10 protein-coding genes are annotated in these 10225 nt (G+C 32.7%); all 10 read left to right on the top strand.

What is annotated here, in order from left to right; all coding sequences use genetic code 11:
- On the top strand, positions 1-699 hold a 699-nt coding region (locus AMN88_RS00405; protein ID WP_075535935.1), incomplete at its 5' end, for an aspartate-semialdehyde dehydrogenase.
- A 3-nt stretch (positions 700-702) separates the two neighbouring features.
- The gene (gene sdhC, locus AMN88_RS00400; protein ID WP_075535934.1) at positions 703-1083 is read left to right on the top strand and encodes a succinate dehydrogenase, cytochrome b556 subunit; all 381 of its coding nucleotides are present in this window, start codon (positions 703-705) and stop codon (positions 1081-1083) included.
- On the top strand, positions 1083-1412 hold the full coding sequence (sdhD, locus tag AMN88_RS00395) for a succinate dehydrogenase, hydrophobic membrane anchor protein (protein WP_075535933.1): 330 nt from the start codon (positions 1083-1085) through the stop codon (positions 1410-1412). The genes sdhC and sdhD overlap by 1 nt, the downstream gene beginning before the upstream one ends.
- On the top strand, positions 1409-3184 hold the full coding sequence (sdhA, locus tag AMN88_RS00390) for a succinate dehydrogenase flavoprotein subunit (RefSeq protein WP_075535932.1): 1776 nt from the start codon (positions 1409-1411) through the stop codon (positions 3182-3184). Before sdhD ends, sdhA begins: the two co-directional genes overlap by 4 nt.
- Positions 3184-3963, top strand: coding sequence for a succinate dehydrogenase iron-sulfur subunit (locus AMN88_RS00385; protein ID WP_075535931.1), 780 nt, complete (start codon positions 3184-3186; stop codon positions 3961-3963). The genes sdhA and AMN88_RS00385 overlap by 1 nt, the downstream gene beginning before the upstream one ends.
- Before the next feature lie 39 nt (positions 3964-4002).
- Positions 4003-5496 (top strand): CoA-acylating methylmalonate-semialdehyde dehydrogenase, encoded by a 1494-nt coding sequence (locus AMN88_RS00380; RefSeq protein WP_075535930.1) that lies wholly within the window; start codon positions 4003-4005, stop codon positions 5494-5496.
- A gap of 9 nt (positions 5497-5505) precedes the next feature.
- Positions 5506-6468: a malate dehydrogenase gene (gene mdh / locus AMN88_RS00375; protein ID WP_075535929.1), complete on the top strand. Its 963-nt coding sequence runs from the start codon at positions 5506-5508 to the stop codon at positions 6466-6468.
- Positions 6469-6470: 2 nt separating this feature from the next.
- Entirely contained in the window at positions 6471-7631 is a 1161-nt protein-coding gene (gene sucC / locus AMN88_RS00370; protein ID WP_075535928.1) for an ADP-forming succinate--CoA ligase subunit beta, read from the top strand.
- 1 nt (position 7632) lies between these two features.
- The gene (gene sucD, locus AMN88_RS00365; RefSeq protein WP_075535927.1) at positions 7633-8508 is read left to right on the top strand and encodes a succinate--CoA ligase subunit alpha; all 876 of its coding nucleotides are present in this window, start codon (positions 7633-7635) and stop codon (positions 8506-8508) included.
- A 35-nt stretch (positions 8509-8543) separates the two neighbouring features.
- Positions 8544-10225: thiamine pyrophosphate-dependent enzyme (locus AMN88_RS00360; RefSeq protein ID WP_256997764.1), on the top strand; the 1682-nt coding region annotated here is incomplete at its 3' end.

Raw genomic sequence — 10225 nt, 5'->3', positions numbered from 1 at the left:
GACGTTCCATTGATTGTCCCACAAGTGAATGCAGCTGAAATTAAAAATATGAAAAAAAATATTATTGCAAATCCAAATTGCTCTACAGCACAACTTGTTATAGCACTTAAACCACTACATAATTTATTCAAAATTAAAAGAGTTGTAGTTTCAACTTACCAATCTGTTTCGGGTGGTGGCAAAAGTCCAATGGACGAATTAATAGATCAAACTAAACAATATTTAGATGGAAAAAAAATAGAGTCAAAAAATTTTACTAAACAAATCGCTTTTAATGTTATTCCACATATCGATGTTTTTGCCGATGATGGATATACAAAAGAAGAATTAAAAATGACAAATGAAACAAAAAAAATATTAGATGATTCAATAGAACTTACAGCCACATGTGTAAGAATTCCTGTTTTAGTTTCTCATTCAGAGTCTGTTAATATAGAATTTGAAAAACCATATACTTTAGAAAAAGTGAGAGATGTTTTAAGTAAAGCAGATGGTTGTGAGGTTATTGATAAAAGAGAAAATGGAGGTTATAGCACACCATTTGAAGCAGCTGGGAGTGATGAGACATATATATCTAGAATTCGAGAAGACAAAACTAAAAAAAATTCATTAAATTTGTGGATTGTATCAGATAACCTACTTAGAGGTGCAGCACTTAATTCTGTTGAAATTGCTGAAACAATTATTTACTCAAAATAAAATATGGAAGACAGACCTTTATCACCACACATACAGATTTATAAATGGCATATTTCTTCATTAGTTTCTATTTCACATAGAATTACAGGAATAATTAATTTTTTTGCGATCACATTAATCTGTATTTGGTTTACATTAATGCTTTTAGGAGAAAGTGATTATCAAATTATTAAAATTTTTTTAGAAACTTTTTTAGGTAAGTTTATTTTAATCGGAATAACCTGGTCATTTAGTTTTCAAATGTTAAGTGAAGTAAGACATTTGATTATGGATTTAGGTTATGGATTTGAATTACAAACAACAAAAATTACAGGTTTGTTAGTTATTTTTGGTTCGATTGTTTTAACTATCTTAATTTATTTAATTGGCAGAGGATTAATATAATGCTTCCAGTAACAAAAAAATGGTTATTCTTAAAAATTAGTTCTGCAATCTTATTACCTTTAATGCTTTGGTTTATTATAAATTTAGTGAATATCTATGATAAAAGTTATTTTGAAATAGTGAATTTTTTAACAAAACAACCATCTAAATTCCTAATTGGATTATTTTTAGTTATTGCTTATTTTTTTTCAGCTTTGACTATAAGTGAGGTTTTTGAAGACTATATTAACGATAAAAAAACCAAAAATGCCGCAAACAAAATCCTAAATTTTTTTGCTATAACAATTCCAGTAATTACAATAATTGTAATTTTTAACTTAAATACATGAAAGCATATAATATTATAGACCATGAGTATGATGTTGTTGTACTTGGTGCAGGTGGATCAGGTTTAAGAGCGGCAGTAGGGCTCAGCGAAGCTGGCTTAAAAACAGCTTGTATCTCAAAAGTATTTCCTACCAGAAGTCATACTTCAGCTGCACAAGGTGGAATATCAGCAGCACTAGGAAATATGGGAGAAGATGATTGGAGATGGCACATGTATGACACTGTCAAAGGTGCAGATTGGTTAGGTGATCAAGATAGTATTGAATATCTTTGTAAAGAAGCACCTAAAGCAGTTTTAGAGTTAGAGAAATATGGAGTTCCATTTAGCAGAACTGAAGAAGGAAAAATTTATCAAAGACCATTTGGTGGAATGACAAAAAATTATGGAAATGGAATAGTTCAAAGAACTTGTGCTGCAGCTGATAGAACAGGACATGCTATTTTACACACATTATATGGACAAGCGTTAAAGCATAATACAGAATTTTTTATAGAATATTTTGCATTAGATTTGTTGATGAAGAATGGAGAATGCAAAGGTCTAATTGCTTGGAATTTGAATGATGGCACAATTCATAGATTTAGAGCGCATACAGTAATTATTGCTACTGGTGGTTATGGAAAAGTTTATTATTCAGCAACATCAGCACATACTTGTACTGGTGACGGCAATGCAATGGTTTTAAGAGCTGGATTACCGCTTCAGGATATGGAGTTTGTTCAATTTCACCCAACAGGAATTTATGGCCACGGCACCTTAATAACAGAAGGTGCGCGAGGAGAAGGAGGCTATCTTACAAATTCTAAAGGTGAAAGATTTATGGAAAGGTATGCTCCAAATGCAAAAGATTTAGCATCAAGAGATGTTGTTAGCAGATCTATGTCAATTGAGATTAATGAGGGAAGAGGTGTTGGAAAAGATCAAGATCATGTTCATTTGAACCTAAGTCACTTAGATAAAGATATTATTGAAAGCAGGCTTCCTGGAATTACTGATGCAGCAAGATTATTTGCAAATGTAGATGTAACTAAAGAACCAATTCCTGTTGTACCAACAGTTCATTATAATATGGGTGGTATTCCAACAAACTATAAAGCAGAAGTATTAACTGTAAATGGCTCAGAAAAAACTGTTCCAGGTTTAATGGCTATAGGAGAAGCGGCATGCGTCTCTGTTCACGGAGCAAATAGACTTGGTTCTAATTCTTTAATTGATTTAGTAGTATTTGGAAGAGCAGCAGCAAAAAGAGCAGCTGAATTAGTTAAGCCAGGAACACCTCATGAAGAAATTCCAGAGTCAGAAACACAAAAATGTTTAGATAGATTTGATAAACTTAGAAATGCACAAGGAAATAATAGTACTGCAGAACTTAGACTTTCAATGCAAAAAACTATGCAGTCGAAATGTGCAGTTTTTAGAACTGAAAAAAATCTTAAACAAGGTGTTGATGAGATTAAAAAAACCTATGATGGTATGGACTCAATTTCAGTTAAAGATAGGTCTTTAGTATTTAATACTGATTTAGTTGAAACATTAGAATTTGATAATTTAATAAGACAAGCAGTAACTACTGTAGAATCTGCATATCATAGAAAAGAGAGCAGAGGTGCTCACGCGAGAGACGACTATCCAAAAAGAGATGACGAAAAGTTTATGCAACACACTCTTGCTTGGTGTGATGGAAAAAATACAAAGATTAGTTACAGAGCAGTACACAAATCAACTTTAACAAATGAAGTTCAATATTTTCCACCACAAGAGCGGGTATATTAATGGTTCAGCTAAGCTTACCTAAAAATTCAGAGGTTAAAAAAGGCAAATATTTTAAAGATAAAACTGGATCTAAAAATTTAAGAAAAGTAAATATTTATAGATGGGATCCATCGACAGAAGAAAATCCTAGGATTGATACATACGAAGTTGATATGGATAATTGTCCATCTAAGGTGCTGGATATTTTAAATAAAATTAAAAACGAAATTGATCCTACATTGGCCTATAGAAGGTCTTGTGCTCATGGTGTTTGCGGCTCTTGTGCTATGAACATGGGAGGAAAAAACGGACTAGCTTGCACAACTCCTCATGCAGAGATAGACGGTGACATTGATATTTATCCTCTACCTCATTTAAAAGTTAAAAGAGATTTGATTGGTGATTTAGATGGCTTATATAAACAATATCAATCCATTGAACCTTGGTTAAAAAATAACTCAACAAAACAGACAACAGAAATTTATCAGTCTAAAGAAGATAGAGCAAAACTTGATGGTGCTTACGAGTGCATTATGTGTGCTTGCTGTTCTACATCTTGCCCAAGTTATTGGTGGAATGGAGATAAATATTTAGGTCCAGCAGTTCTGCTACAGGCTTATAGATGGATTATTGATAGTAGAGATGAAGAGAGAAAAGCTAGATTAAAAAAAGTTTCAGATGAATTAAAATTATATAGATGCCATACAATATTAAATTGTACAAATGCATGTCCTAAGGGCTTGAATCCAGCAAAAGCTATAGCTGAAATAAAAAAAATGTTAGCAACAGCTAATGTTTAAATAGACTATTCGATATTTTTGATCTAAAACACCGTATTCATGAAATTAATAGAACACTTCGTAAACGGTAAAATAATTCCGGGATCTTCAGATAAAAAAGGAAAAGTTTTTAATCCAGCAACTGGCGAACAAGTGAGTGAGGTAAGACTTGCTTCAAGATCTGATTTAGACAGTGCTGTTGAGGTAGCAAAAAAAGCATTTGAAATTTGGTCTTTAAAACCTGCTCTTCAAAGGGCTAGAATAATATTCAAATTTAAAGAATTAATTGAAAAAAATTCTGACGAATTAACGAAATTAATTGTTTCAGAACACGGAAAAGTTTATGAAGATGCTAGAGGTTCTTTAACTAGAGGACTTGAGGTAGTAGAATTTGCTTGTGGAATACCACATTTATTAAAAGGTGAGTTTTCAGAAAATGTTGGAACCAATGTTGATAGTTGGTCAATCAGGCAACCATTAGGAGTTGTTGCAGGTATTACACCATTTAATTTTCCTGCTATGGTACCAATGTGGATGTTTCCAATAGCAATAGCTTGTGGAAACACTTTTATTCTGAAACCATCAGAAAAAGACCCTTCTTGTGCAATAAGATTAGCTGAGCTTCTTTCTGAAGCTGGTCTTCCAGATGGTGTGTTTAACGTAATAAATGGAGACAAAGAAGCTGTTGATGCAATCTTAGAAAATAAAGATATCAAAGCCGTTAGTTTTGTAGGATCTACTCCTATTGCAAAATATATTTATGAAAATTCAGCTAAAAATGAAAAAAGAGTTCAAGCTTTAGGTGGAGCAAAAAACCATTTAGTTGTTATGCCAGATTGTGATTTAGATGGTGCAGTAAATGGTCTTATGGGTGCTGCTTATGGTTCAGCTGGAGAAAGATGTATGGCTCAATCAGTTGCAGTTGCGGTTGGAGATATTGGTGATGAACTTGTATCAAGATTATCAAAAAAAGCCGAAGCTTTAAAAGTTGGTCCTGGAATGGATAAAACATCAGAAATGGGCCCTTTAGTTACAAAAGAACATTTAGAAAAAGTTACAAGTTATGTTGATCTAGGTGTTAAGGAAGGTGCTAAGCTAGTTGTTGATGGTAGAGGTTTAAAACTTCAAGGTTATGAAAATGGTTTTTATATAGGTGGATGCTTATTTGATCATGTAAATAAAGATATGAGAATTTATAAAGAAGAAATATTTGGTCCAGTTTTATCAGTTGTTCGAGTAAAAACTTTTGAGGAGGCTGCAAAATTGATTAACGATCATGAATACGGAAATGGAGTTAGTATTTATACAAGAGATGGCGATGCAGGGAGAACTTTTGCAAGCAAAATTCAAGTAGGTATGGTTGGTATTAACGTGCCTATCCCAGTTCCAATGGCATTTCATAGTTTTGGTGGTTGGAAAAGATCATTATTTGGAGATAGTGGAATGCATGGTATGGAAGGAATAAAATTTTATACTAAGCTTAAAACAGTAACGTCTAGATGGCCTTCAGGTGTCCGATCAAATGCGGAATTTGTTATGCCAACAATGAAATAAAGGAAATAAATGACAAAAATATCTTTAATTGGTGCAGGCCAAATAGGTGGAACTCTTGCACATTTAATAGGAACAAAAGAACTAGTTAATGAAGTGGTTTTATTTGATGTAGCTAGTGGTATTGCAAAAGGAAAGGCATTAGATATTGCTCAATCTTCTTCAGTAGATGGATTTAATGTTAGGTTTTCAGGAACTGATAACTATGAAGACATAAAAGATTCAGATGTAATTATAATTACAGCAGGTGTTCCAAGAAAACCTGGAATGAGCCGAGATGATCTTCTTGGGATTAACTTAAAAATTATTAAACAAGTTGCTGAGGGGGTTAAGAAAAATGCTCCTAACGCTTTTGTGATTTGTATCACCAATCCTTTAGATGTTATGGTTATGGCATTTCAAAAATTTTCAGGTTTACCATCAAATAAAGTTGTTGGTATGGCAGGTATTTTAGATAGCTCTAGATTTAAATTATTTTTATCATTAGAACTTAATGTGCCAGTAAGAGAAATTGAGGCAATGGTTATGGGTGGTCATGGTGATACTATGGTTCCTATGCCAAGATTTACAAAAATTTCAGGTAAACCATTATTAGATCTTGTAAAGGATGGAAAGATTTCTTCAGAAAGAGTTGAGGAAATTAATCAAAGAACAAGAGATGGTGGTGCTGAGATTGTTAAATATTTAGAAAAAGGATCAGCCTTTTATGCACCAGCAGCATCAGGTGTTCAAATGGCAGAAGCTTATTTGAATGATCAGAAAAAATTATTACCTTGTGCAGTACAATTAAATGGAGAATACGGTGTACAAAATGTTTACGCTGGAGTTCCCGTTATCATTGGAAAAGATGGTGTAGAAAAAATCGAGGAGATTGATTTAGATGAAAAAGAAAAAAAAGAATTTATGCACTCAATAGATGCTGTAAAAGCTCTATGGGAAGCTGCGTCTAAAATAGATCCTGATTTATCTAAATAATAATGAATATTCACGAGCATCAAGCTAAACAAATATTAAAAAAATATGGAGCCGTTGTTCCGGAGGGTGTGTTTGCGGTTGATGTTGATGAGCTTATTGAAAAAGCAAAAGCATTAAAAACTGAGAAATATGTTCTTAAAGCACAAATTCACGCGGGCGGCAGAGGAAAAGCTGGTGGTGTAAAAATTTTAAACACTATTGAGGAACTAACAGTAGCAGCTAAAGAATTACTGGGAAAAACACTAGTTACTCATCAAACTGGCCCCGAAGGTAGAGAAGTAAAAAGATTATACGTAGAAGAATCATCAAATATAGATAAAGAATTTTACTTATCTTGTCTGGTTGATAGAGCAAGTTCTAAAATAGCATTTATATCGAGCGACCAAGGAGGGATGGACATTGAAGAAGTTGCAAGCAGTTCACCTGAAAAAATTGTAACCACAAAAGTTGATATAGGTGATGAAATTTCTGAGACAGATTGTGAAAAAATAATTAATATTTTTAATTTAAATGAAGACGCAAAAACACAAGCAATTAAATTAATTAAATCAATATATAAAATGTTTGTGAGTACTGATGCTAACATGGTTGAAGTAAATCCATTAATTTTGACAAAAGAGGGAAAAATTGTTTGTTTAGATGCAAAAGTTAATTTTGACTCTAACGCTTTATTTAGGCATCCAGAAATTATTGAATTAAGAGATTTAAATGAGGAAGATCCTACCGAGATAGAAGCTAGCAAGCATGATCTTGCATATATCAAGCTAGATGGAAGTATTGGCTGTATGGTGAATGGAGCTGGATTAGCGATGGCAACAATGGATATAATTAAATTGTACGGTAAAGAGCCAGCAAATTTTTTAGATGTAGGCGGTGGAGCATCCAAAGAAAAAGTATCTGCTGCATTAAAGATAATTCTCTCAGATAAAAATGTTAAAGGTATTTTAATTAATATTTTTGGAGGAATAATGAGATGTGATGTCCTTGCTCAAGGAGTAGTTGATGCAGCCAAGGAAATAAATATTAGTGTTCCTCTAGTTGTACGGTTAGCAGGTACAAATTTTAAAGAGGGAAAAGAAATTCTTGATAATTCTGGTTTAGAATTAATTTCAGCAGAAAATTTAGATGATGCAGCGAAGAAAATTGTTGAGGCAATAAAATAATATGTCAGTTTTAGTAAATAAGAATACAAAAGTTATTTGTCAGGGATTTACAGGCGCGCACGGAACTTTTCATTCAGAACAGGCTATAAAATACGGAACCAATCTTGTTGGTGGAGTTACGCCAAAGAAAGGTGGACAAAAACATTTAGACAGACCAGTTTTTAACAGTGTTTTAGAAGCAAAAAATGAAGTAGGTGCTGACGCAACTATGATTTATGTACCTGCAAAATTTGCTGCAGCAGCAATAATTGAAGCTATTGATGCATCAGTTGAACTTATTGTTTGTATAACAGAGGGAATTCCAATCCAAGATATGCTTAAGGTAAGGCAAAAATTAAGTGGCTCTAATAGCAGATTGATAGGACCTAATTGTCCAGGAATAATTACACCAGATGAATGTAAAATAGGAATTATGCCAGGTAATATTCATAAAAGAGGAAGTGTTGGAATTGTATCAAGGTCAGGCACATTGACATATGAGGCAGTAGCTCAAACAACTGAAAATGGACTCGGTCAATCAACTTGTATAGGAATTGGTGGAGACCCTATTAACGGAACAAATTTTATAGACTGTTTAGATTTATTTTTAAATGATGATGAAACAGAGTCTATTTTAATGATAGGTGAAATTGGAGGAACTGCGGAAGAGGAAGCTGCTGAATTTGTAAAAAATCACAAGATCAAAAAGCCAATAGTTGGATTTATTGCTGGAATTACTGCTCCTCCAGGTAGAAGAATGGGACATGCTGGCGCTATAATTTCAGGTGGGAAAGGTGGAGCTGAAGATAAAATTAAAAAAATGGAAGAATGCGGTATTACTGTTGCCAAATCACCATCAATCATTGGAAAAACTTTATTTAATAAACTGTCTAATTGAAAAAAAATATTAGAGGGATATATTAAATAAAAAAGATGTCTTCATCAAAAAATCTTGATTTCGAAAAAACTTCATTTTTAAATAAGTCTAATAGTGCATTTATTGAGGAAATGTATTTAAAATTCATTAATAAAGATGCAGATCTTCCAGAAAGTTGGGCAAATTATTTTGAAGGAATTGGCGAAGAATTAAATGTAATAGCAAAAGAAATTAATGGTCCATCATGGGGACCAACTAAAAAAAAGATTGATATTGATGAATTACAAAAAAAAATAGAAGAACAAGACAAAAATGATTTTGATAATGTCAAATTAGACAATTCAGAAAAATTTAATTTTCAATTACTTGCTGATTCAAACAAAGATTCTATAAGTGCAGTAGCATTAATTAGAGCATATAGACTAAGAGGACATTTATTAGCAGATTTGGATCCTCTAGAAATGAGAGAGTCAGAGTATTTAGATGAGCTTCATCCAGATTTTTATGGTTTTAAAAAAGAAAATTATGATAAGAAAATTTTTCTAAACGGGGTAATTAATCGTAAATATGCAAATATAAGAGAAATACTTAAGTTTATGAAGAAGACCTATTGTGGAAAAATAGGTTATGAATTCATGCATATTTCAAACCCAGTTGAAAGAAAGTGGTTTAGAGACAGGATAGAGCAAGATAAAAATGCACTTCAATTTACAAAAAATGGTAAAGAAGCAATTTTAAACAAATTAGTACAAGCAGAAGGATTTGAAAAATTTTTAGCTACCAAGTATGTGGGAACAAAAAGGTTTGGTTTAGATGGTGGAGAAAGTTTAATACCTGCTCTCGAACAAATAATCAAAATTGGTGGGCAAAATAATATAAAAGAAGTTAAGATAGGTATGTCTCATAGAGGCAGACTTAATGTATTGGCAAATGTCTTACAAAAATCTTATAAAAGAATTTTTAACGAGTTTGCTGGTGAGTTTAGTTCTGACAGCGAAGATAGTGCTGGAGATGTCAAATATCATCTTGGAGCATCATCAGATAGAGAGTTTGATGGAAACTCAGTTCATGTAAGTTTAACAGATAACCCCTCACATTTAGAGGCTGTTAACCCTGTGGTTTTAGGACAGACAAGAGCTAAACAATTTTTCCATAAAGATAAAGAGAGAAATAAAGTTATACCAATACTCATTCATGGAGATGCAGCTTTTGCTGGTCAAGGAGTTGTAGCTGAATGTTTTGCGATGTCTGGATTACCAGGTCATAATACTGGTGGAACAATTCATATTATTGTAAATAATCAGATAGGATTTACTACTAGTCCAAGATTTGCTAGGTCTTCACCTTATCCATCAGATGTTGCAAAAATGGTAGAAGCACCGATCCTTCATGTTAATGGAGATGATCCAGAAGCAGTTGTTTATGCGACTAGAATAGCAACAGAATTTCGATTAAAATTTAACAGAGACGTAGTTGTAGATCTAATTTGTTACAGAAGGTTTGGACATAATGAGGGAGATGAGCCTTCATTTACCCAACCCTTAATGTATAAAAAAATTAGATCACACCCTAGCGTTTATAAGATTTATGGAAATAAACTTGTAAATGAAAACTCTATAACGCAAGAATTATTAAATCAAAACGTTAAATCATTTAAGGATTTACTTGATGAACAATATAAGAGCGCAAAAGATTATAAACCTAAAATAGAATGGTTTGAGGGAACATGGTCAAGATA

Source organism: Candidatus Pelagibacter communis (assembly GCF_001180165.1).
GTDB classification, from domain to species: Bacteria; Pseudomonadota; Alphaproteobacteria; order Pelagibacterales; family Pelagibacteraceae; genus Pelagibacter; species Pelagibacter ubique_P.
The sequence above is the reverse complement of the archived record's forward strand: the minus strand, read 5'-3'. Positions and strand labels throughout refer to the sequence as shown.